This window comes from Clostridia bacterium, assembly GCA_024653205.1.
GTDB lineage: Bacteria > Bacillota > DSM-521 > Neomoorellales > SLTJ01 > JANLFO01.
Genome location: JANLFO010000015.1, coordinates 16,480 through 39,917, shown reverse-complemented (window position 1 = coordinate 39,917; position 23,438 = coordinate 16,480). Strand labels below are relative to the sequence as shown.

The 23,438-nt window shown below is 66.4% G+C and carries 16 protein-coding genes and 1 pseudogene; 9 read left to right on the top strand and 8 right to left on the bottom strand.

The annotated features are described in order from the left end of the window. Positions 1-870: 870 nt before the first annotated feature. Complete coding sequence (locus NUV99_08425) at positions 871-5,280, bottom strand: Ig-like domain-containing protein (GenBank protein ID MCR4420134.1); 4,410 nt, start codon at positions 5,278-5,280, stop codon at positions 871-873. A 221-nt stretch (positions 5,281-5,501) separates the two neighbouring features. Here NUV99_08425 and NUV99_08420 point away from each other — a divergent pair, with 221 nt between their 5' ends. The 6 genes from NUV99_08420 to NUV99_08395 all read left to right on the top strand — a co-directional run bounded on the left by NUV99_08420 (position 5,502) and on the right by NUV99_08395 (position 12,601). After that, on the top strand, positions 5,502-7,823 hold the full coding sequence (locus NUV99_08420) for a stalk domain-containing protein (protein ID MCR4420133.1): 2,322 nt from the start codon (positions 5,502-5,504) through the stop codon (positions 7,821-7,823). Between the two features lie 173 nt (positions 7,824-7,996). Further along, positions 7,997-9,199, top strand: a complete 1,203-nt coding sequence (locus NUV99_08415; GenBank protein ID MCR4420132.1) for a zinc-ribbon domain-containing protein — start codon at positions 7,997-7,999, stop codon at positions 9,197-9,199. A gap of 242 nt (positions 9,200-9,441) precedes the next feature. Then, positions 9,442-9,798: a DUF4870 domain-containing protein gene (locus tag NUV99_08410; protein MCR4420131.1), complete on the top strand. Its 357-nt coding sequence runs from the start codon at positions 9,442-9,444 to the stop codon at positions 9,796-9,798. Between the two features lie 25 nt (positions 9,799-9,823). Continuing rightward, on the top strand, positions 9,824-10,936 hold the full coding sequence (locus NUV99_08405) for a hypothetical protein (protein MCR4420130.1): 1,113 nt from the start codon (positions 9,824-9,826) through the stop codon (positions 10,934-10,936). A gap of 156 nt (positions 10,937-11,092) precedes the next feature. After that, positions 11,093-11,887 (top strand): hypothetical protein, encoded by a 795-nt coding sequence (locus NUV99_08400; GenBank protein MCR4420129.1) that lies wholly within the window; start codon positions 11,093-11,095, stop codon positions 11,885-11,887. A gap of 78 nt (positions 11,888-11,965) precedes the next feature. Continuing rightward, positions 11,966-12,601, top strand: a complete 636-nt coding sequence (locus NUV99_08395) for a hypothetical protein (protein ID MCR4420128.1) — start codon at positions 11,966-11,968, stop codon at positions 12,599-12,601. A 189-nt stretch (positions 12,602-12,790) separates the two neighbouring features. On the opposite strand, the gene NUV99_08390 is transcribed toward NUV99_08395, so the two are convergent. Next, positions 12,791-13,294: a ferritin-like domain-containing protein gene (locus tag NUV99_08390; protein MCR4420127.1), complete on the bottom strand. Its 504-nt coding sequence runs from the start codon at positions 13,292-13,294 to the stop codon at positions 12,791-12,793. A gap of 39 nt (positions 13,295-13,333) precedes the next feature. Further along, a complete protein-coding gene (locus NUV99_08385; GenBank protein MCR4420126.1) occupies positions 13,334-14,050 on the bottom strand; it encodes a LysM peptidoglycan-binding domain-containing protein in 717 nt (238 codons plus the stop codon). A 215-nt stretch (positions 14,051-14,265) separates the two neighbouring features. Here NUV99_08385 and NUV99_08380 point away from each other — a divergent pair, with 215 nt between their 5' ends. From NUV99_08380 to NUV99_08370, 3 genes and pseudogenes are all read left to right on the top strand, one after another. Next, positions 14,266-14,397 (top strand): hypothetical protein, encoded by a 132-nt coding sequence (locus NUV99_08380; GenBank protein ID MCR4420125.1) that lies wholly within the window; start codon positions 14,266-14,268, stop codon positions 14,395-14,397. Further along, on the top strand, positions 14,394-15,926 hold the full coding sequence (locus NUV99_08375; protein MCR4420124.1) for a recombinase family protein: 1,533 nt from the start codon (positions 14,394-14,396) through the stop codon (positions 15,924-15,926). Before NUV99_08380 ends, NUV99_08375 begins: the two co-directional genes overlap by 4 nt. Before the next feature lie 113 nt (positions 15,927-16,039). Beyond that, a pseudogene (locus NUV99_08370) lies at positions 16,040-16,813 on the top strand (nucleotidyltransferase). Positions 16,814-17,808: 995 nt separating this feature from the next. On the opposite strand, the gene NUV99_08365 reads toward NUV99_08370, so the two are convergent. The 5 genes from NUV99_08365 to NUV99_08345 all read right to left on the bottom strand — a co-directional run bounded on the left by NUV99_08365 (position 17,809) and on the right by NUV99_08345 (position 23,324). Next, positions 17,809-19,428 (bottom strand): DUF1957 domain-containing protein, encoded by a 1,620-nt coding sequence (locus NUV99_08365; protein ID MCR4420123.1) that lies wholly within the window; start codon positions 19,426-19,428, stop codon positions 17,809-17,811. Then, the gene (locus tag NUV99_08360) at positions 19,428-20,057 is read right to left on the bottom strand and encodes a DUF4912 domain-containing protein (protein ID MCR4420122.1); all 630 of its coding nucleotides are present in this window, start codon (positions 20,055-20,057) and stop codon (positions 19,428-19,430) included. Before NUV99_08360 ends, NUV99_08365 begins: the two co-directional genes overlap by 1 nt. A gap of 127 nt (positions 20,058-20,184) precedes the next feature. Beyond that, complete coding sequence (locus tag NUV99_08355; protein ID MCR4420121.1) at positions 20,185-22,113, bottom strand: aconitate hydratase; 1,929 nt, start codon at positions 22,111-22,113, stop codon at positions 20,185-20,187. A 53-nt stretch (positions 22,114-22,166) separates the two neighbouring features. Beyond that, a complete protein-coding gene (locus NUV99_08350; protein ID MCR4420120.1) occupies positions 22,167-23,126 on the bottom strand; it encodes a TIGR00269 family protein in 960 nt (319 codons plus the stop codon). A 3-nt stretch (positions 23,127-23,129) separates the two neighbouring features. Further along, a complete protein-coding gene (locus tag NUV99_08345; protein ID MCR4420119.1) occupies positions 23,130-23,324 on the bottom strand; it encodes a MoaD/ThiS family protein in 195 nt (64 codons plus the stop codon). Positions 23,325-23,438: the final 114 nt, after the last annotated feature.

Genomic DNA, 23,438 nt, shown 5'->3' with positions numbered 1-23,438 from the left:
TTACCAGGACCGGTTCCCGGAAATAGAGGGGTTCCTCAAGCCGGAAATGGGCCGTTACAATCCGGAACCTTTCATATATTTGAACCCTCTTTTTGCCGCGGGCGAAGAGCGCCGGTCGATCCTCCCCGGAGTGCAGGGCTGGTTGCGCGCCCGCCTTACGCGGCTGCCGAGGCCCATGGCGGCCTGCACCGTCCGTTCCGTGGTGGAGGAAATGTTGGCCGCCGGTCTCCTCCCCGAGGCGAGCCGCTGGGCCGGAGTAGGGGTGCGCTTGGCCCGAGCTTACGGCTGGGGAGCCTTTCAGGCCCTTTTCTACTGCCACCGGGCGGTGGCGCTCCTGAAAATGGGCCGGCCGGCCGCGGCCGCCCGCTGCCGGAGCCGGGCGGCGCAGACCGCCGACCCGGCGGACCGATGGGTCCCCGCCTGGCTGGCCCGGGTGGACGGCCTTTTGACCCTGGCGCAAGGCGACAGGGCTGCCGCCGAAGGCTTCCTCGAGGAAAGCCGGCGGCGCTTTCTTAAGATCGGCAGCCGCTACGACGCCCGCCAGGTCGGCGGCGACCTCATCCACCGGGTGCCCGCCTGACCGCAGCCCGCTCTATTCCCGGAGTGTCCGCAGTTTCCTTTAGGCGGTACCGGTGCCCCCCTTCGTCCTGTCACCGCGCCGACCGAACTAGGGCTCGGGCCTCGCCCTCCAAGGGGCTCCCGGCGCAGGCGCCGTCCGTCTCCCATCTCGACCCGCTACCGGTTTTCCTGGTACCCGGAGCGTGCCGGCTCTACCCTTCGTTTGAAGCCCCGGCGGAACCGGAGCCAGTCTTCCCCGCCTCCCAGCTTGAGCGAATATCCGCCTGCTGCCGCCCCGCACCCCGCCGCCTCCTACCGGTAATAGTCCGGCAGGTTCATGGGTAGCGTTGCGGTGCGGAAGGAGAACCGGTATTCCCGGGCCAGAGGGGCTCCCGTCAGATCCCGCACCGCCCCGGCGGGAATGACCACGGTGTAAGTGCGCCCCGGCTGCATCCCCTTGACCGGCACCAGGGCGAGGGCCTGCCCGCTGACTATGGCTCTGAGCGATAGCCCAGAGCCGTCGGCTGCGGTTACGCTGATCCCGGCGAAGGCCTTTCCCGCCTGAATGTCGCGGTCAAACGTGACTACAATGGGCCCGGTGAGGGCAACGTTCCTCTGCCGGTCGGCAGGGGTGGTGCCCACCACCTGCGGCCCGAGGGACGCCGGCGCCGGCTCGGTAGTGAAGCTAAAGGTGACGGCCGACTCCAGCATCCGGTTCATCTGGTCCCGCACCGCGAAGTAGGGAATGCGCACGGTATAGGCGGTGCCGTAGGCCAGGGGCGCCAGGGGAGTGATCTCCAGTATGGCTCCGCTGATCTGCTTGGATATGCCCACTGCCCGGCCGTCGGGGCCTTTAAGCTCGATTCCGCCGGAGTGGGAGCCGTCGGCACCGGTAATCTCGTAGTCGAAATAGGGGCCCGGGAGCACGTTTTCGCTGAACGTAACCGAGATGGGCTTATCTACCGGCACTCCGGTGGCTCCGTCCGCGGGGGAGGTGGCCACCACCGTGGGGGCGGCCGGTGCCGCCATGGTGGTAAACTTAATGGCGGACGTTGCGGCGAGGAGGTTCCCGGCCGTATCTGCCACTGCCCCCGCGGGGATGGTGACTACGTAGGCGGTCCCCCATTCTAGGGAAGGGGCCGGCGTGATCTTAATGGTATCGCCCAGCAGCTCCACCGTTGCCGAAACCTGGGTGCCGGTTGCCTTCTTCAGAGCGATGGAGGAAAAAGCCGGGCCGTGCCGGCACATCTCGCTCAGGTTGACCCAGATCTGCTGAACCAGGTTGGGATTTACCCCGCCGGTGTTGTCGGCGGGCGTGCTTCCCACCACCGCCGGTCCCCCGTAGTCGATGACGTAGGTCGCGGTCTGGACGGCCGATTGGTTGCCCGCGGCGTCCACTGCGAGGTACTTGATGGTGGTGGTGGCGCCGATGACCAGCGGCGCCGTGTACCGGCTGCTGCTGGTCGTGGGGTTGGTCCCGTCCAGGGTGTAGTAGATGGTGGCTGGCTCGTCGGCGCCCAGACTGACGGTCTGGGGAGTGCTGTAGGTGTAGGGAGTGGGGCTGATCCACACGTGCGGGGGCGTGGTGTCCGGGGTGGCTTCGGTCTGGAAACTAAACTGGTAGCTGACCGGGGGGCTAAAGGGCGTGCCGTCGGCGGCGGCCACCACCGCCTGGGCCGGTATGGTCACCCGGTAGACGCGGCTATAGCCCAGGGGACTGGCCGGGGTCAGGCGCAAAGTGTTTCCGGAGAGATTGGTTTGGACCGGTACCGGGTTGCCAAGAGGGTCTTGGAGGACGATCTGGCCCAAGGCCGGTCCCGGAGACAAATCCTGATTGAAGGTCACGGTGATGGGGTGGTTCACCTTGGCTCCGGTGGAATTGTGGGCCGGGTGGGTGGAGACCACCTGGAGCGGATCGGCTTTGGTCCGGAAGGTAAAACTGGCGTGACCCTGGTTGGCAACGCCGCCTTGGTCCGCGACCGCTCCCATGGGGACGGACACCGTGTACCAGGTGTTTCTGGCCAACGGCGCGGCCGGGTCGATGGTTAAGGTGCTGCCGGCCAGGCTAACAGTCGCCGGCAGCGGGTGGACGGGGTCTAAGTAGTTGTCGTCCGCCAAGATCAGGGAGATTGCCCCGTAGGTACTCCCCGGCTGCACGGGCTCGCTGAAAATCACGGTGATGGTCTTATTCGGGTCTACACCGGTGGCCCCGTGGGTCGGATCGGTAGAGACTATGCGGGGAGGCTCGTTGAGGGCGGCGGTGGTAAAGGAGAAAGTGTAGGCGTTCGCGGCCTGGCCCGCGGCGCTCCTAACGGTCAAGGAGTGGCCGTCGGCGTCCCTGACGGCCTCTTGCGGTACGGTAACGGTGTAAGTGGCGTTAGGGCTAAGGTCGGCCGTGGGGTCCAGCACCAGGGTGTAAAAGCCCGGGGTTACGCTCAGCGCCGGCTTCCGGCCGCCCGAATCCGTGACGCTTATCTGGTTATAGGCAGAACCGGGCTGGATTATCTTGCTGAAGCCGATCACCAAGCTCTTGCCTGCGGGAACCTCTGTAGCTCCCCCGGCGGGGTCGGTGTACCTCACCACCAGGGCGTCCTGTGGCCCTCTTTGCGTGAGCCAGTCTACCAGCCGCGCGTACGCCTGCCGCGGGTGGGTTAGATCCCCTGCCAATTGTTCCTCTCCGCCGGGAAGGTACTGGCTAACCAGGCGATCCAGGCCCTCCCGCCAGGGCCGTCCGGTGGCGTAATTCGAGCGGCACTGGGCGATCAGTTTCTCGAGCGCCCAGAGCTGCCCGGTGGTAAGTTGGTTTTGGGCGGGTGCCCTGTAGTCCTCGGGGATGGCGGCGGCAAGCCTCTGGGCGGCCAGGTCGGCACTGCTCGCACCGTGCCAGGCTTCGCGCGCCGACGATCCCGGCAGAAAGCCGTAGTACTCCAGCAGGGCGTCCACATCACTGGTCCAGTCTGCCGTCGTGCCGTCGGAGGAGAAACCGCAGGCCTCGGTCTGGAGGCGGAACTCCCAGAGGAGGCGCTCCTTCCAGCTCAGCGCCGAAGGCGGACGCAGGGCCGCCAGAAAGCGCCACACCGCGTCGGCCAGGTTGGGGGCGCCGACCCAGTCAGTATCGGTAACTCCGGCGGCAAAGGCCACCCCGTTCAGGCCCGTCTGCCAGTGTGAGCCGGCCTCGCAGGCCCTCTCAGAGGTGCGCAGGAAATCGTCTACTGCCCTCAGCTGCGCTGCGGAAGCGGGGTAAACCCTTAACGCGCCGGGCCAGGAGGCGGGCCAGGTGTCGCGCACCCGGTTGACGGCCTCCTCTACAGAAGTTGCCTGCCACCATTGGCTTTGGGCGATGTTTGCCTCGCTCCACCCGTAGTTCCGCAGTACCCTATCACCCGCCTCTCGCAGGTTGGAACCCGCGCTCTCTACCATGCCTCGGTCTAACCGCAGGTATTGAGCCGCTTCCAGGCAGAGCCGGAACTCCCAGATGATGGCCTCCCTGGTGCTCAAGGAAAGGGGAACGCGCCCGTTCTCTCCCACCTGGAGGTAGTGCTGGCGCATGATGTAGTACGCGCCGGCCTGGTTGCGGCCGACCTTCCACCGGCCGTAGAAATCCTTGATCGAGGAGGGGTTCGAGCCCAGGATGCGCCAGATCTCGGCAAAGTCGCTAACCGCGTCCACCTCTGCCGGCCTGGTGGTGACCTGGGTGAGGTCCCAGGTGGCCACGTCGTCGTAAAGGTCCCAGAGGGTGGCCGTGACGGCGGGGATGTGGCGGGCGCTGCTAATTCCTTCTCGGAAAGTAAAGCCTTCCAGGTCCTCCCTCAGCCATTCGGGATCATAAAAGAATTTTCCCCTAAGGTTGGAGTCGTTTTCGTGGATGCGCTGCAGCAGAACCTGGGCCAGGAAGTCTGCCCACCCTTCGGTCAGGGCCACATCGTCGCGGGGGGCGGCCCCGGAGACGCCGGCCTGTTCGTCGGAGGGCGAATAGGAAGGCAGGGTACCTGCTGCGGCGTGATGCAGGGCGTGGCCGTACTCGTGCAGCACGTTTTCGGCGGTCCGGGCGGAGGGCACGATGTAGATGCGCTTAAACAGGGGCTTGTAGGCGCACTGGTCGCCCGAAGCCAGCCAGTCCACGGAAACCTGGCCGAGGGGCAGCTCCCCAACCATCTTCTTGAGCTCCCGCTGCCCGGCCAGCAGGACGTCGGCCAGGTAGAAGGCAAACCCGTGGTCGCCGGTGGCCGTGGCGGTCAGAGAAAGCGTGGGGCCGCTGACGTTATTCGCTACCCGGGTTTCGAGGGGCCAGCGGTGCCAGGACAAGGCCCCGGCGGGCCCGAAATCCTCCACCTTGGCCGCCGGGTTATCGGGGTAAACGACGATCTTCACATCGATGACGTCGTCGTAGGCGGCGAATAGACTGCCACGGTGCTTGATCCGGTCCACGGTGAAGGTTACCCGGCCGTTCTCGTCGGTCTCCCCGGTGGCCAACACCTCCTCCGTGATCTGATACAATCCCTCATCGCCTGCTCGGACCTCCACCAGCTCGGCCCGGCACTTGCGAACGGGGAGGGTGATGTCTTCATCCAGGCCGTTGACGCGGCAGGTAGCCGCGAACTGGCCGGTAACGGTTACCCTGTCGCCGTCCTGGGCCCGGGCCTCGGGGCTGAAGCCCGGCAAGATGGTAGAAGCGGCCATCAGGCCGAAAATGACCGCCAGTATGCCCGCGAGAAGCCCCACGTTGCTGTTCCCTCCCGGTGAGAAGACTCAGACTCCTTACCCTTATACCCTAGCGGTCCGCCGTCAAAAGAACGTGAAAAAGTAGACCAACCTCGGCGGCTGAAGCTTGGGCGACCACATGGAGGGCCGGAGGTTTTGACGATTTTTTAACGGTAATTTGATAACTGAGAAGGTGTATCGAAGGTTTTCTTAAACGAGGCGGAGAGGAGGAGCATGACCCCGTGTCGCTGAGGTTACGGAAAAGCGCGTATCTCTTGTTGTTGGCCCTGGTAACGGCGGTGGCCCTGGCCGTCCCGCCGGTCGGGCGGGCCCCGGCCGCGCGGGCCGAGGTATCCGGCGAGGCCTCCATTACCGTGGTTTCGCCGGCAGGGGGAGAAGTGTGGACGGCGGGCTCGACCCACACTATCCGGTGGCGGTACACGGGCGACGTAAACGACCTGGGCCCTACCGTAATCATCGAGCTTTACCAGGCCGGCAAGTCCAAGGGCCGGATCGCCGCCTCCGCGGTTCCCATCGGCGCCAACGGAGAAGGCTCCTACACCTGGCAGATTAGGCCCAGCCTGGCGGTGGGGGGAGGCTACGTAAAGCCGGGCAGCGACTACCAGGTCAAGGTGACCAGCGTACGCAACCGAAACTGCTGGGGGATGAGCGACTACTTTGGCCTGGGCGTGGAATCCATCACCGTCACCTCCCCTGCGGGCGGAGAGGTGTGGACCGCGGGTTCGACCCAGACCATCCGGTGGCTGTACACCGGCAATCCCGGCAGTTTGGTAAGAATCGAGCTTTATCAAGGTGGGTCTTCCAAAGGGCTGATTGCCGCCTCGGTGCCCATCGGGGCGGACGGCACCGGTTCTTACACCTGGGCGATCAGGAGTAGCCTGGCGGTGGGGGGCGGTTATGTAACACCGGGCAGCGGTTACCGGATCAAGGTGACGAGTACGGCTAACAGCGCCTGTTGGGGGATGAGCGACCATTTCAGCCTCGCCAGCGCAGCTCAGCAGGAGCCCGCCCCGCCTACGGCCGAGCCACCACCCCCGGGCGAGACTCAGCCCCCGCAGGCCGGCGGGCTGATTCTGATCGACGACCCATCCTTCGTCACGCTCACCGCCTATCCGCATCCGGACAGCGAAGCCTCCATCGCCTACAACCTGCAGGTGAAGGCCAACGATCCGGCCCATCCGGTGGAGGTTTCCTACCTGCTGCTCAACCCCAACGGCACGCCGCAAAGCCCGTCGACGGGTATGGAAGTGCATCCCGCCGGAGAGTTCGAGAGCACCTGGAGCAGTTCGGCGCAGTATTTCTACCACACCGAGGTCGGCGGCTGGGCGCAGCCCCAGTATAGGACCAACCCGCAGGTCTTCGGCCTGCCCCACTACCGCACCGCAGTGATGCTTTTGGCCCGCTACGAGAAGATCTACCTGGTCTTCCTGCGGGAGAACGACCGCCGGCTGACCTACCGGGTGTTCAAGGGCGGGCCCTTCAACGGCCTGACCGTGCCCGGCCTGGGGGAGGTCAAGCGGGTAGGCGGCCAGTTCCAGATCCACTCGTACGGTGAACCGGTAGAAGTGGGCATCTGGGATAAGGGAACCTACCGGCACGACGAGGTATCCGGCTGGGCGCAGGAGAGTTACGCCGCCAACGACAAGCTCTACGACATCCCCCAGTACGGGATGTTCATGCTGATGGTCGCCCGCTACGACCAACTGGGCCTTATTATCGGCAACTACAACGACGGCCGGCTGGGAGCAATCTGCGCCACCGGATCCCGGAGTTTGGGCATAGTGACCGTCCCCGGCCTCTGTGAGATCAGCGACGGCGGCATTGTGGCCGGGCCGGGGGACACCGGAGCCATTCCGCAGATCATGGTGGAGGCCACGGCGGCCCGGCCGGTGGAGGTTTCCCACTTTGCTTTTGACAATACCTGCTGGCAGTGGGAAGTGGGCGGCTGGGCGCAGGAAGAGTACCGGGCCAACCCGCAGATCCTGCCGCTTAACCACTACACGCCCGGATTTTTCATGTGCAGCCGCTACGAGCAGGCGGAGATCCTCTTCTACAACGAGAATGATCTCGAGGTGGGTATTCTGCCGCTTTCGGCGGATACGCTAACTGCCGGCTCCGTGGCCCTACCTTCCTCCGGGCAGCCGCCGACGGCGCCTTCTCTTCCAACGGTCCAACCCGCGGGCACACCCCTCTCGGAGGGCATCCGGGTGCTGCTTAATGACCAACCGCTTGCCTTTGACCAGCCGCCGGTCATCCTGAACGGCCGGACCCTGGTGCCCCTGCGGGTTATTTTCCAGGCCCTGGGGGCGGCGGTGAGCTGGGACCAGGCCACCCAAACCATAACCGCCACCCGGGACGACACAGTAATCGTCCTGGTGATCGGCCTGCCCGTGGCTAACAGGAACGGGCAGCCGGTAACCCTATCCCAGCCGGCGCTGATCCTGAACGGGCGCACCCTGGTGCCGCTGCGCTTCGTGAGCGAAGCTCTGGGCGCGGAAGTGAACTGGGACCAGAGCACGCAGACCGTCACCATTATGCATTAGACCGGCGGGTTGGGCGCGGCTTCAGATAGTGCGGGGGCCGGGGGCCGGGTTATCCCCGGCTTCCCCCGGCGCTTATGTGGCGAGTTCTTAGAGGGAGGGTACTTCGGCAGGGCTTTGGGCCCCGATCCGGAGCCGGGTGAGATTTAGACTGACAGGTCAGGAGCTGATCGGCCATGTTTTGCCCTCAGTGCGGCAAAAAGGCGCCTCCGGGCGCACGGTTCTGCCCGCAATGCGGAACCTTCGTGCCGGCAGAGGCGCCTCCGGAGGTAACCACTCCGGCCGGGGCGGGTACTCCCGTTCCCGTGGCTGCGGCCCCGGAGGGCCCTTCCCCGGCGGAAGCCGCCTGTAGGCCCCCGGAGCCCTCGGGTGCCGGGCAGGCGGAAATTGCCGGAGAAGAGGCGGCCGCGGCGGAAAGCCGGACCCCGGGCGCGGCGGTGCCGGGACCGTCGCCGGCTGCCCCGGCAGGAAAGGGGACGGCGCCGGCGGGCGGGGTTTCGGCCGGGAGCCTGTTTTTCCGGACCCTGCCTTACGTGTTCTTACGGATAGGGGTTTACCTCCTGTTCGGCGTGATCCTCATCGCGTTCCTCGGCGTCATGGGCGGGATCGGATATTTGATTGCCCGCCACTTCCAGGGAGCGGGGTTGCCCCTGGCGGTGGTAGGGCTGGTCGCCGTTATGGGCGCCTGGGCGCTGACCGTTCTGGCCCAGCGTTACTTCCTCTATCTGGTGAAGATCGGCCACGTGGCCGTGATCACCGAAATCGTCACCAAAGGGGATCTGCCGCCGGGCACCAGCCAGGTGGGCTACGGGAAAGAGAAGGTGCTCAAGCACTTCGGCACGGCCAGCGCCCTGTTCGTCGTGGATGCGCTGGTGGCCGGCGCGGTGCGTCAAGTGCTGAACTGGCTTACCCGCCTGGCGGGCTGTTTGGGCGGCATTCCGGGTTTGAATTTGATTATCGGACTTTTGCGCCGCATCCTGGGCCTGGCCGGCAACTATATCGACGAGGCGGTGATGGGCTACGTCCTAACCCACGAAGAACAAAATATTTACCAGGCGGCCTGCGACGGTGTGGTGCTGTACGCCCAGAGCTGGCGGCAACTCTTGGGCACCGCTACCTGGTGCGTCCTGGTGGTGGCCGCGGTCTGGGTAGTGTCCTTTCTGGCTCTGCTTTTTCCCCTCTTGGGAGTGGCGCGTTCGCTCACTCCCGTGCCGGGGCTGCAGGCCCTCTACGGGTTTGTGGCCCTGCTGGCGGCCTTCATTTTCGCCGGCATGATCAAGTGGATCGTGGCCGATCCCCTGGCTACCGTAGCCATGGTGGCCAGCTACCACCGTCCATTGCCGGGCAGGTGCCCGCGCACGACCTGCGGGCCGCCCTGAGCAGCATATCCGGCAAGTTCCGGCGTCTGGCGCAGAAGGCCGTGGCTCCCGCGCCGGAAGGCGGAGCAAGGCAGTAACCGGCTTGGCCCGGTCAAGTATAGGGGGTGTAGACGGTGTTTTGCCCGCAGTGCGGACAGGAGAGCGCGCCCGGCGCCCGCCTTTGCACCCGGTGCGGGGCGCAGTTGGAAGGGGCCGGGGGTTCGGGCAACGCTTGGGTCGGTGACCGCGGGGGGGCCGAAAAGGTGTCTTCCGCCGGCACCCAGACCGGGCTGGCGCCGAACCTGGCCGGCGTCTTGTGTTACGTCCTGGGCTGGATAACGGGTATCGTGTTCTACCTGGTGGAGAAGGACCCGTTCGTGCGCTTTCACGCCCTGCAGTCGATCCTTACTTTTGGCGGAATTACCGTGCTCTACCTCGTAGTTACGGTTCTTTTGCCTGCAGGACTGTGGCCGCTGTGGCTCCTTTTCCGGACGCTAGGGGTGCTCATCTGGCTGGGGTCCCTCGTTCTCTGGGTGCTCTTGATGATCAAGGCTTATCGGGGAGAGCGCTATAAGCTTCCCCTCGTCGGGGACCTGGCCGAGCGGTACGCGACGCGGTAGCAAGGGAGGCGAATTAGGGATAGGGTTGAGGCGATTGTTCAACGGCATTCTCGTCCTTGTCCTGGCGGTCTCAAGCTTTGCCCTGGGCGGCTGCGGTACCGGCGGGAAGCCGCCGGTGGAGGCTTCACCGGCGCCGCTGCAACAGGCGTCGGAGCAGGTGGCGGGAGCGGACGGTGGCCTGGCGGAGCCCAGGCCGGGAACCCTGCAAGCGGCAGTGCGGGGGACTACTAGGGAAAAGCCCGACGTCGAAACCTTCGTCCACCGGTTCATGCGTTACCGGCTGCTGGAGCCTTTCGGAGAGCGGGTCTACGCCATGCTTACCGAGCGGGGTAAGCAGGCCTTTGTCAACGGGTCCGATCCCACCCTGGGTGGCGCGCCGGTCAGGCAGCGCTTGAGCGGTTACAGGCTGGAGGAGATCGTCGAGGGCCAGGGCTCGTGGACGGCGACCTTGACCATCTGGCTGACCGGACCGGCGGAACAGGCGGAGAGTATGTTTTACCGGGAGAAACTGACCATCGTCCGCCAGGGCGAGGGGTTGGCGGTGGACGGTTGGGAGCCCGGGAGCCCAACTCAGGCCTACGCCGCCCGGGGATGGACCGCGCTTGACATTAGAGATGCGGCTGGCCGGGAAAAGACCGTGATCACCAGCGGGCAAATTCCCGTGCCCTTCACGCCCCAGGGAGACAACCCGGAGCAAAAAGTTACCAGCGCCGGGGAGTTCAAGTGCGTCGCCCTGTTCCCCGACGGCCGGGCGGCTTTTGCTGTGCTCGGCCTTTTCGGATTCACGGTCGGTGTGGCTGCCGAGGGGGAAAAGGTGCGGGTCCTGGACCGGTTCGAGCATTGGGTCGGCGAACTGGTTTGGGCGCCCGGCGGTCGCCTCCTGGCGGTGGAAGCGCAGGTGCCTTCCGGACGGACAGACATCCTGATCTACGATGTGACCGCCGGCCGGCGGGTTTGCTCCCTGAGCGAGGCGCTCAAGGAAAAGGAGGTGAACCTGACCCGCGGCTGCTGGCTGGCCGACGACCGTTACTTTTACTTTTTCTCCACTTCCGGAAACGGCCCGCCAAAGCTGTGGGAATTAGATATGGAGAGCGGCAAGGCCGGGCCCGCGCAGCTCGACCGGGAGCAGGCCGGATAGCCTCAAGCCGAATACCCGGAGCCCCTCCGCCGCAATTTGGCGTGTTCGCACCCTGGCCCGGGTGGCGGCCGCCCTGGCCTCTTAGAGATAACCTTAAGGTGCGGAGCCGCGCCAGCCGGCAAAGCCGGGCAAACAAAAGACGGGAGGTGCAGTAGTTTGAAACGGCGTAAGTTCGTGTGCAGCAGTATGGCCCTCATCTTGGTTTTGGCGCTACTTGCCCTGGCCGGGTGCGGCCGGCCCTCGAGCGCGCCGTCGGGCGGGCAGGAGGCGCCTGCCCAGAGCGAAAGTCAGTCCGCGCCGGGAGGCGCGTCCGGTGGCGGGGTACCTTCTACGGAACAGCCCTCCGGCGGCGCCGGGTCGGGTTCCGGCGAGGGGCTGGTGGCCGGAACCGACCGGGTTAAAGAGTTGATGCAAAAGGGCGTCGCCTACGACCTGATCACCACCACGCCCCAGGGGACGACGAGCATGAAGATATGGATTCAGGGGTACAAGCTCAAGACCGAGGGTAACTTCGGCGGCCAGAAGATGGTCAGCATCCTGGACACGCAAACCCACACGTTGATCACCTACTATCCCGACCGGAACGAGGCGGTGAAGCTTGCGGGCGAGAGACCGCAGGTTGACGCCAAATCCCCCGGCGACTACCTCAAGGATCGGGATTTCACTAAGGCCCGGGTGATTGGCAGTGAAGTGTACGACGGGGCGCCCTGCAAGGTGATCCTGGTGGCGGAGGCAGACGGAGCCCAGAGCAAAATGTGGGTCCGCGAGGACTGCGGGCTCCCGGTGAAGGTGGAGACCGAGGTCCCGGGACAGGGAAAGACCGTGGTGGAGTACAAGAACCTCCGGTTTGGCCCCTTGCCGCCGGAGACCTTCGAGCTTCCGGCGGGAGTAAAGGTCACGGACCTGGGCGAGATGCTGCAGCAACTTCAGAAGGCAGCGGGCAAACCTTAAGGACCGTGGGTACGGCTGCGCAAGCGCCCGCCGCGCCGGTGGCTGTGACTACGGCATAACGATAAGGAGGTATGGTAAATGGGTCGATACCTGGGAGTATCGTTGGCCTTGCTGATGGTTTTCTGCCTGGTTGCCGGTTTGGCGGGGTGCGGGGGATCGTCTCCGGCCACCCCTTCGGGGCAGGCCGCGCAGCCCGCCCAAGAGCAGAAGCAGGAGCCGCAAGCACAGTCTTCCCAGCAGGGCGGGACCTGGCCGGAATGGTCGGGGCCCAAGAGTCTCGGACCGGGCAAGGCTCTGCCGGAGCTTTGGTACGTGAAGTTCGTTCACTTTCCCGAGGGGGGTTCGCTGCACTGCTACCGGTTAAGTATCACTTCCGAGGGTGACTACGGCGACGCGGTTGACAACAAGGGTAAGCTTGCGGCCGAAGAACTGGCCGCCGTCAAGGCGGTTTTGGAGAAGGTGGATTGGGAGCAGGTGCCCCAAGAGGCGGACAAGGATTACGTAGCCTATACCGCCTTCCCCAAGTCCTGGCCGCCGCTGCCAGACGGCGCCTACTACGAGTTGAAAGTATGGCTCGGCCAGACCCACAGCTCGCCCCCTTACGAAGGCCGGACCATCGTTGCCGACCTCAAGGCTCCCTGTGCCCCGGAAGTCAAGGAGGCCATTGACGTGCTCAAACCGCTGCAGGAGAAGTACCAGCCGGAGCTGCACTAGGTTCAAAGCGGACGAGAGGTTCAAACGGAAGAAGCATTCCGCCGAAGCCGGCGTCTTCCCGGACCTGGTGGACGGGGTGGCGGGGCGGGTCGCGGCGGCGGAGCACTGGCGCCGGGACCCGCCCTTTCCAGGACTGCGATGCAGGAGGTGGGCCGGTCGGGTCGGACGGGTGTTTCACCGGGCGGCTTCTCAGTTGTCCCGGCAGGTGTTCAGGGTGTAAAGGAAGTTCCACTTGCAGGCATGCTTGAGCTCGTCGGTCCAGATCTCGGTTACCATGTTCCGGTAGGCCAGGTCTTTCAGCCCGAAAAGGATGCGGCGGTACATCTCTACCGCCCTGAGCTCGCCGAAGAGGGCGCGCTCGATCCCCTCGAGGTAGGTCCTGGGGGGCTCGAAGCGTTCCGGCTCCCCCGGCGGCACGGCCTTGCCGGTCAGTTCGCAGTAGAGCTGGCGGAACATGCGCTGGTGCTTTCTTTCGTCGTCCCTGATGGCCGCGATTACGGCCCTCTGCTCCTCAGACGGGGCCTTGCTTAGGAGATAGTCGTAAAAGAGTTCGTCTCCTCTTTCATCCTGTACGGCTTCCGCTATGAGGCGCAGTGCCTCGGCGTAGGCCTTCTTCGGGTAGTACCCCTCGGTGGGGTAGTACCGGCACTTGGCGCGGCCGAGCGGGCTTTCCGGTTGGATGTCTTCCTGCATTGCCCCATTCCCTCCCAAAGGCTTTTCCGTCCCTGGGAATCAGGCTTCCCGGGGTATGCAGATGACCTGCCCGACCTGCAGGCGGTTCGGATCTACCCCGGGGTTGAGGGCCTGGATGCTCTCTACCGTGGTGTTGAAGCGCCGGGCCAGGGAATAGAAGGTGTCGCCGGCCCGGATGACGTAAGCGAAGCTGCCCGCGGGGCAGCGCCGTGGCCTGGGAGGCCTTATTACCGTGGGGATGCAGATGAGCTGGTTGATCTGGAGATTCAGCGGATTGATGCCGGGATTGGCCTCCTGTATGGCCTCCACGGTGGTGCCGAAGCGCCGGGCCAGGGAGTAAAGCGTGTCGCCGGAACGGATCCGGTAAGCCCTGGTCCCGGGAGGGCAAACGCCCGGCCGGGGACGGGCCGGGATGCAGATTTGCTGGCCGACGAGCAGGGCCTCGGGGTTGACCCCGGGGTTGGCGTTTATGATGGCCTGCACGGAGATGCCGAAGCGCCGGGCCAGGGAATAGAAGGTGTCGCCGGCCCGAATGGTATAGACGGTGGAGCCGGGGGGGCACTGCACCGGGGGCACGGCCAGCGGGATGCAGATAACCTGGCCTATCTGCAGGTTGTCCGGGTCTACGCGGCCCAGGTTGGCTTCCAGGAGGTCGTCTACCGATACTCTGAACCTCCGGGCGATGCTATAGAGCGTATCGCCGGGCTGGATGGTGTAGTAGTTGCCTTCCGGACAGGGTGGAAGCTGACGGCTCATGTGCCGATCACCTTTCTTTCCTTTAGTTGGTATTAGATTATGCGGCCGCGTTCGGTAACGCGATTCTTGAGGCCTTCTCCGCCGGGGACTATGCCTCGGTTCGGGCGGCCCCGAATGGACGCGGCCGGTGACCCCTTGCTATACTCAGGAGGGCGTCTCTGCCGTGGCTGGCGGGGCTCCGGATGGGGAAGAATACCATCCGGAGGTCGGGAGGAGTGCGTGCCAGGGTAGAAGTAGTTTATCACGGCAAGGACGAAGGCGCGTTGCGCGAAGCCTACCGGCTGCTGGCCCGCTTTTTCTCCGAGGCCGGCGGGCCGGAAGGAGAGGGGAGCGAGAGGGGGAAATGAGAGCCGGCATCTACGCGCGGGTTTCCACCGAGGAGCAGGCGCGGAAGGGGTACTCCCTGGCCGACCAGCGGGCGGCCTGCCGCGACCGGGCCCTGGCCCTGGGAGCGGCGGAGGTGGCGGAGTTCGTCGATGAGGGCGTGAGCGGGGAACTCCTGGACGGCCGGCCGGGCCTGGGCGCCCTGCGGGAGGCGGTGCGCGGGGGACAGGTGGACCTGGTGGTGTGTTACGACCCGGACCGCCTGGCGCGGAACCTGGCCCACCAGCTGCTGCTTACCGAAGAGATCGAAAGGGCGGGCGTGCGGCTGGAGTTCGTGAACTTCGAGTGGCAGAACACCCCTGACGGCAGGCTTTTCTACGCCCTGCGGGGCGCCATTGCCGAGTACGAGAAGGAGAAAATCCGGGAACGCACCTTGCGGGGAAAGCTGCAGAAGGCCCGCCAGGGAAAGCTGCCGGTGGGCGCCTGCCCCTACGGCTACCTCTACCGGGAGGGCGCGCTGGAACCCCATCCGGTGGAGGCCGAGGTGGTGCGGGCCGTCTACCGCTGGTTCGTGGGGGAGGACTTGGGCATCAACGGCGTGGCCGCCCGGCTCAGCGCCCGGGGAGTGCCTACCCGCAAGGGCCGGCCCCGGTGGCAGCGGTGCGTGGTGCGCCGGATACTGACCGACCCGGTGTACGTCGGCACCTGGTACTACAACCGGCGCGACTGCCGGGGCGTGGGCTACAACCGCTTCCTGCCCCCGGAGGCCCGGGCGCGCGTGACCTACCGGGAAGAAAACGGGTGGATCGCCGTGCCGGTGCCGGCGCTGATAGAGAGGGAACTCTGGGAGCGGGCCCAGGAGAAGCTCCGCGCCGCCCGCCGGCTGTGGTCCGGCTGGGCCAGGGAAGAGTACCTCCTTTCCGGACTGATCTCCTGCGGCGACTGCGGGAACCCCATGCACGGCATGACCAAGAGCCGTCGCCGCGGGACCCGGGTGCGGGGCTATACCTGTCTGAAGAGCCAGGCCGGCTCCTACCGGCCGGGCTGCCGCCCGGTGAAGTGGGTGCGGGCGGAGATGGTGGAGACGGCAGTGTGGGAGCAGATCAAGGGCTGGCTCAAGGATCCGGAGGCCCTCGCCCGGGAAATGGAGCAGGGGTCGGGTAGGGAGGAACTGGGCCGGGAACTGAAGCGGGTCAACGCCCACCTGGCCGAGGTGGAGAAAGGTCAGGCCAACCTCCGGGCGGCCCTGGCCGCGGGGCTCCTGGATCTGGATGCGGCCACCTCCCGGACCCTGGCCGAGCTGAAGCACCGCAAGAAGCGGTTGCTGGCGCGCAAGCGCGAGGTGGAGGCGCTTCTGGAAGGCCTGGCCCGGTCGCAGGCCCGGCTCCGGGAACTCAGGGAGCGGGCGGCAGAGTTTCTTTCCCGGCTGGACGAACTCTCCTTTGAGCAGAAGAAGGCACTGGTGCGCACCCTGGTGCGGCAGGTAGTGGTGGCGGGCCGGGGCGAGGCCATGCGGGTGGTGGTTCACGCCGCCCTGGCCGGAGAGCCGTAACCTCTGTATCCAATACGGGCAACTTGAACGAGTACCGCCGTGCCAACCAGGAAGTCCTGGCCGGACGGGTGGGTTTTGCCCTGACCGGCGAGGATCGGGGGGAGGGGATACGGGTGGGTGCCAACACCTGCATCGACCCGCGCACCAGCCTGCGGGGGCCGGTACTGATCGGCTCCAACTGTCGCCTGGAGGCGGGCGTGACCGTAGAGCCCTATACGGTAATCGGAGATAACGTGGTGGTGGAGGAAGGGGCCTCGCTCAAGCAGACGGTGGTGTGGAAGGGGGCGGTCATCGGCCGGCGGGCGGCGGCGCGGCGGGCGGTGATCGGGGAGGGCGTGGTACTGGAAGAGAACAGCGCGGTCTACGAGGGCGCCGCGGTGGGCGACGGCAGCCGGGTAGGGGCCTTCAGCCTGGTAAAGCCGGAGGTCAAGATCTGGCCGTCGAAAGAGGTAGAGCCCTATACCACCGTGAGGGAGAACCTGGTGTGGGGCAGCCGCGCCTCGCCGGGCCTGTTTGCCTCTTGCGGCGTAGGAGGGTACCTGCACCGGGACCTGACCCCGGCCCGGGTGAGCGAGGTGGCCCAGGCCTGGGCCGGCGTGCTTGAGCCCGGCAGCCGGGTGGGGTTGAGCCGGGCCCCCGGAGCCGGTGCGGAACTGCTGGCGCTGGCGGTCCTGGCCGGGCTGATGGCCGGGGGCCTGCAGGTGCTGGACCTCGGCGAGGTCCTGCTGCCGGCCCACCGCTACCTGGTGCGGGAGGAAAGGCTGGCCGGAGGCGTGCACGTGCGGCGCGACCCGCGCGAGCAGGGCCGCTTCTGGCTGGTCTTCATGGACGGCCGGGGCCTGCCCCCTTCCACCGGCCAGCGCCGCAAGGTGGAGGCCGGCTACCAGCAGGGAGATTTCCGGCGCCTGGGGGAGGACCAGATCCGTCGGCCCGAGACCCGGGCCGATGCCGAGGCCCGATACCTGGCCTATCTCCGGGAGGTGCTGGGGGCCCGCGGCCGGCGCGGGTACCCCGCCGGCCGGGAGCACCTGGTGGTGCAGAGCCCTTCGCCGCGGGTGCGGGCCCTGGTGGAAGGGCTGGCCGACCTGCTGCCCTGGGACCTGGCACTCACCGCCGATCGTGGACTCCTCCGGCAGGAGGTGCGGTCCCGGCGTGCCGTGGGGGTAAGCATATGCGACGAGGGGGAGAGACTGTGGCTCTGGGAGCCGGGGGGCATGCCCCTGGCCCGGGCCAGGCTGGAGCTTTTGCTGGCGCAGGTGGCCCTGGCGGACCCGGAGCTGGAGGTGCTGGCCCTGCCGGTGACCGGCCCGGAGGCGGCCCGCGAGCTGGCCCGGGCCCGGGGAGTGGAGGTGCGGTTGGTGGGGAGCGACTGGCGGGTCCAGGCCGAGGCCGCCTGGCGGGAGCCGGGCGGCGGCCGGCAGGTAAGGATGCTGGGCGACGCGCTCTATACCCTGAGCAGCCTGGCGGCCTGCTTGGCGGCGGAGGGCCGGACCCTGGCCCGGGCCATAGCCGACCTCCCCCCGGTGTGGCGGGCGGGTCGGGACGTTCCCTGCCCCTGGTGGGCCAAAGGAAAGGTGCTGCGCCGGCTGGCCGAGGCGGAGGATCCGGGCCGGGTAGAGCTGGTGGAGGGTCTCAAGGTCTATCGGCCGGAAGGCTGGGCCCTGCTGCTGCCGGATGCGGACGAGCCCCTGTACCACGTTTACGGCGAGGCGGGCTCGCTTGCGGCGGCAGAAACGCTCTGCCGGCAGTACGGAGAGATGATCGACCGCCTAGCCCGCCCGCCCGGCGCGGCGGAGGAAGTCTAGCCCCAGAGTATCCCCAGCTTGTCCTGCCGGCAGTCCTGGTTCCCCCCTCGCACCGATCGCTTAGCCGGCCGGCAGGATTACCGGAGGCCGCAGCTTGCCCCCTCGTGGATGGGCGCGGAACGGAAGTAGGTGTAGGAGAGTTCCGGGAAGATGTTGTCCGCCCGCTCCACTTGCGCCAGCCATCCCGGATCGAGGTCGTCCTCCACCAGGGCCCGGCAGAGCCGCCGGAAGCGCAGCAGGTGCTCCTTGGTGCGCCTCACCGCGTAATCCACCATGGTCCCGGTTCTCATGATGAACGCCCAGTCGCTGCTCTGCGCCAGCAGCAGTTCCCGTGCCGCCTGGTTGAGGGCCCGTTCCTGAAGCGGGGTGGGAGAGGTGAAGCGGTTGGCCAGCCCGATCATGTCCTCGGCGGCGTGATGGAGGTGGCGGTAGATCCAGTCGTTGGCGCCGGACAGCCACACCTCGTGGTAGCCCTCGTTGCCCCAGCTGGAGCCGCAGGGCTGCACCGTCTGGTTCACCGGGTACTCGCCGAGGTAGCGGCCGGGGGTGGTGGGGGCGAGCACCTGCTGGTCGTAGGCGATTTTGCGGAAGAGAAACTCCAGCCACTGCGGCCCCTCGTACCACCAGTGCCCGAAGAGTTCGGCGTCGTAGGGAGCGACCACTATGGGCCGTCGGTCCATGCGGCCGGCCAGCCATTCGATCTGGCGTTCGCGGTTGAACATGAAGTTGCCGGCGTGCAGCGCCGCCTTCTCCCGCGCCCGCTCGGGCACGTAGGGCTCCTTGTGGTTTCCCCTGCCGGTAATGCGGTAGTACTTGAAGCCGGTGTCCACCCTCAGCCCGGAGGGATGCACGTAGGGTCCTATGTACTCCCAATCCAGGTCGTAGCCGATGTCCCGGTAAAACTCGCGGTAGTCGTAGTCGCCGGGGTAGCCTTCCTGGGCGCTCCACACCTGTTTGGAGGATTCCGGGTCGCGGCCGAAGGCGGCCACCCCGCTGGGGCAGTATACCGGAGCGAACACGCCGTAGCGCGGGCGGGGCCGGGCGAAAAGCACCCCGTGGGTGTCGAGGAAGAAGTAGCCCAGGCCGGCCGTGGCCAGTTCCCGGTCGTCGCCGGGATTGTAGGCGCATTCGGGAAGCCACATGCCCGCCGGCCGGCGGCCGAAGAGCCTGGCGTGGTAATCGGCCGCGATCCTTACCTGGGCCCGCACCACCTCGCGCTGCAGCCCTATCAGGGGCAGGTAGGCGTGGGTGGCGGCGCAGGTAACCAGCTCCAGATATCCCCGGTCGGCCAGCTCCCGGAAGCCGGTGATGAGGTTATCCCGGTAGACCTCGTGGTAGAGGTGGCAGACCCGCCGGAGCCGGTCGCGGTACATGCGGGCCAGAGGAGCGAAGGCCGGCTGGTGACGGGTGCGGAATACTTCCTTGTCGGCCAGTTCCATCATCCGCGCCAGGTGATTGAGGTAGCGCGTTTGGAGCAGGGGATCCAGGAGCATGTTCAACAGCGGCGGACTGAGGGAAACGGTAAGGCAGAAAGGCACGCGATCGTCGGCCAGGCGCAGGAAGGTGTCCAGCAGGGGCACGTAGCTTTCGGTGAGGGCCTCGTAAAGCCAGCGCTCCTCCAGGCAGTCGTCCCGGTCCACGTGCCGCACGTAGGGCAGGTGGGCGTGGAGGACCAGGGCCAGGTAACCCAGGGGCATCAGCGCGTCCCCCGGCCGGCCAGCAGGGCCGAGCTGACTCCCCAGCCTGCCGGAGAGGTTCCCACGGTACGGCCCCAGGCCAGAGACCGGCCCGCCTGCAGCTCTTCCAGCGGCGGCCACAGGGGATCGATAATGGCCGAAGCCGCGTTACTCGGCAGGGTGACCAGGTTGGAGCGGGCCAGGGCCACGAAACGGCCGTCGGGCAGGCGGCGGCCCAGCTCCAGATAGAAGCTGTGTTCCGGCCGGCCCAGGTAGAGATACCAGTTCTCGGCCTGGTCGTTGATCTCCACATCCGTATAGGGAGCAGGCCGGCCCTCGGGCTCCCGGGCCCCGGTGACGTCGTAGACCCGGATAACCGGTTGGGAGTGCTCCCAGGCCTCCGGGCCGAAGAGTTGGCCGATCTCCTGCTGCTTGGCGGCGGTGACCTCCCAGTAGGCGTGCAGCCAATAGGGGTCCTTCACCAGGGCCACGATTTCGTCCCTGCCGTAGCCGGCGGGCAGTTCCTCCCTTCTGGGGGGAGAAAGCTCCTCTACCGGCACGGGCGGGCGGCTCTTCCGCGCCCGCGGCAAATAAAGAAAAGCTATGAGTAATAGCAGTAAGATGCCGCCCAGAAGCAAAATCCAGATCATGGCTTCTGCTCCTTCGAGTCGATTTCGAGCCGGGACGGTAATAGTATGTCCAAAGCCACCCCCTTTATAGAAAAAGGGGCCTGGAAACCTCCGGCCCCCGAGCCTTTGCTTGTGCTGTACTGGTAATTTAAGGATTCATATCCCGCACGTAGTTGAGAAGCCCTCCGGCCAGTACCACGGCCGTTTCCCGGGGAGACAGATCGTGGCGGACGAGGATCTCCCGCCCCTGGGTGAGGTTCTGCAGCCGGAGCACCCGGCCCCCGGCGAGCTGCTGCCTCAGGTCTTCGAAGACGAGGCGATCGCCCGGCCGGATGGCCTCGTAGTCCTCCTCCCGCACCAGCAGCAGGGGCAGAAGCCCGAAGTTGATGAGGTTGGCCCGGTGGATGCGGGCGAACGACCTGGCCAGGACCGCCTTTATGCCCAGGTACATGGGCGCCAGGGCGGCGTGCTCGCGGCTGGATCCCTGGCCGTAGTTCTGACCGGCCACCACGATCCCGCCTCCGGCGGCCCGGGCCCGTTCGGCAAAGCCTGGGTCCAGGCCGGCGAACACGTAGGCGGAAATGGCGGGTATGTTGGAGCGCAGGGGAAGGATCTTGCTGCCTGCGGGGAGGATGTCGTCGGTGCTGATGTTGTCCCCCAGCTTGAGCAGCACCTCGGCTTCCAGCCGTTCGGGCAGGGGCCTGGCCAGGGGCAGGGGGGCAATGTTGGGCCCGCGCCGGATCTCGACCGCCTCCGGGTCGGGCGCAGGGGGAAGAACGAGATTGTCTTCCTCGGGGATTTCCGGTGGCGCCTCCACCTCCGGGTACGGCCCCAGCTCCCGGGGGTCGGTCAGCACGCCGGTGAGGGCGCTGGCCGCGGCCACTTCCGGGCTGACCAGGTAAACCTGGGCGTCGGCGGTGCCGCTGCGGCCCCGGAAGTTGCGGTTGAAGGTGCGCAGCGACACCCCGCCGGAAGCCGGGGCCTGCCCCATGCCTATGCAGGGCCCGCAGGCCGGCTCCAGAATCCTGGCCCCTGCGGCCAGCAGGGTCTCCAGGCCGCCGTTGGCCGCCAGCAGGCGCAGAACCTGACGGGAACCGGGCGCGATGACCAGGCTGACCCGGGGATGTACGGTCTTGCCCTTCAGTACGGCGGCCACCCGCATGAGGTCCGGGTAGGAAGAATTGGTGCAGCTTCCGATGGCCACCTGGTCCACCGGTACCGGGCCTACTTCCCGCACCGGGGCCACCGCGTCCGGGCTGTGGGGCCTGGCCGCCATGGGCTCGAGCTCGGCCAGGTTCAGTCTCACCACTTCGCCGTAGCGGGCGTCGGGGTCGGCGGCCAGGGGCCGGTAGGCTTCGGCCCGGCGCTGGGCGGAGAGGAAGGCCAGGGTCTGGTCGTCGCTGGGAAAGAGGGAGCTGGTAGCTCCCAGCTCCGCCCCCATGTTGCAGATGGTGGCGCGCTGGGGAACGGTGAGGGTGGCGGCACCGGGCCCGCCGTATTCCAGGATCTTGCCCACCCCGCCCTTGACGCTGAGCCGGCCCAGGAGGGTGAGGATAACGTCCTTGGCGGTTACCCAGGGAGGCAGTTGGCCCTCCAGGTGCACCAGCACGATGCGGGGCATGGAAAGGTAAAAGGGTCCCCCGGCCATGGCCACGGCCACGTCCAGCCCCCCGGCGCCGATGGCCAGCATGCCCAGTCCCCCGGCGGTGGGGGTATGGCTGTCCGAGCCCAGGAGCGTCTTTCCCGGAACCCCGAAGCGCTCCAGGTGCACCTGGTGGCAGATGCCGTTTCCGGGGCGGGAAAAGCAGATGCCGTACTTGGCGGCCACGGTCTGCAGGAACAGGTGGTCGTCGGCGTTCTCAAACCCGGTCTGCAGGGTGTTGTGGTCCACATAGCTGACCGCCAGGTCCACCCGCACCCGGGGCAGGCCCAAGGCCTCGAATTGGAGGTAGGCCATGGTGCCGGTGGCGTCCTGGGTGAGGGTCTGGTCGATGCGGATGCCTATCTCTTCGCCGGGTTCGGGTTTTCCCGCCACCAGGTGTTCGGTAATGATCTTCTCCGCCAGGGTTAGCCCCAATGTAAGCTCCTCCTCTCGGCAGTCTTCCGTATCCGCTTGCTTGCGAACCCATGCTATCCTTCCTTTTCTAAGGCGGCAGCCCCGGTTTCTCCTCGGTCGCCGAAAGATTGCGCGCACGCCGCGTGCGCCCTCTCCACCAGGCGGCAGACCGCGCAGACCTCCTCGGTGGTTACCTGGCCGCAGCGGCTGCATGCCCTGAGCTCCAGTCCCGCCTCTTCCTCGGCGAAAAGCTCTTTGTGCCGCAGGAAGCCCTTGAAGAAGGCCAGCTTGGTTCCGGGGGCGGCGGCCTCGATATGGTTAAGGGCCTCCTTGTAGGTGATGCTGGTGGCGCCTTCCGCGTAGGGGCATTCCTCGGCCAGGTAGGAAATCCGGCGGATGAGGGCGTAGGCCAGAGACTCCCTCTCCGTAAGCGTGTAAAGCGGCTTGACCTTGCGCACGAGCCCCGGGTGGGTGGCCGGGAGGTGCGGCTGCTGCCGGGCCAGGTAGCCGGTCTGCCAGTGCAGGAGATTGCCCAGCAGGGCGGCCGCCTCGTCGTCCAGATTGTGGCCTGTGGCCACGGCGGCAAAGCCGCCCTCCAGTGCCAGCCGGTTGAAGAGATAGCGCTTGATCCGGCCGCAGACCGCGCAGGCCACGCGGCGGGTCCGGCGGGCAAGTTCGGGCACGCCGAACCCGAACTCCTCCTCCACCGAGACCGCCCGGAACTCGGCGTTCCTTTCCCAGGCGAAGGCCCGGCACTTTTCCAGGGAGCGTCTGGAATACTCCCCTATGCCCAGGTCGATGTAAAGGGCGCTCACCTGGTAGCCGAGGCTGAGCAACGCGTCCCAGAGGCTGAGGCTGTCCTTGCCCCCGGATACCACCACCAGGACGCGCTCTCCCGGGTGAAACATCTTCCGGGAGTGAATGTTGCGCCGGACCTGCTTCAGGAAATACTCCACGTAGCAGGCATTGCAGTAGGCTGCCCGGTGCTGGCGGAGCTCTACCGTGGCCTTGGCGCGACAGTTCTTGCAGAGCATGGTCTAACCTCCCGAAATGACCGGGTAAACCTCCACCGTGTCGGTGTCCTTTATCCACTCGTCGCGGGTGAGGATGGTATCGCCGCGCACGAAGAGGTAGGCTTCCGGATTCAGGTTCAGTTCCCTGGCCAGGTCGGCGAGCTTCTTGTTCCCGGCCAGCTCCATTTCCTTGCGAGGTAAATGAAAGATGACCTTCACGGGCTTCCCTCCCCAGCCTGATCGGTGGTTGCGCCGCCGGTGAAGTCCGGCATTTAGACGGCAGCCCGTGCCTCGCTCGGCGGCACAACCGGCTTCTTTGATTATAATTTACCG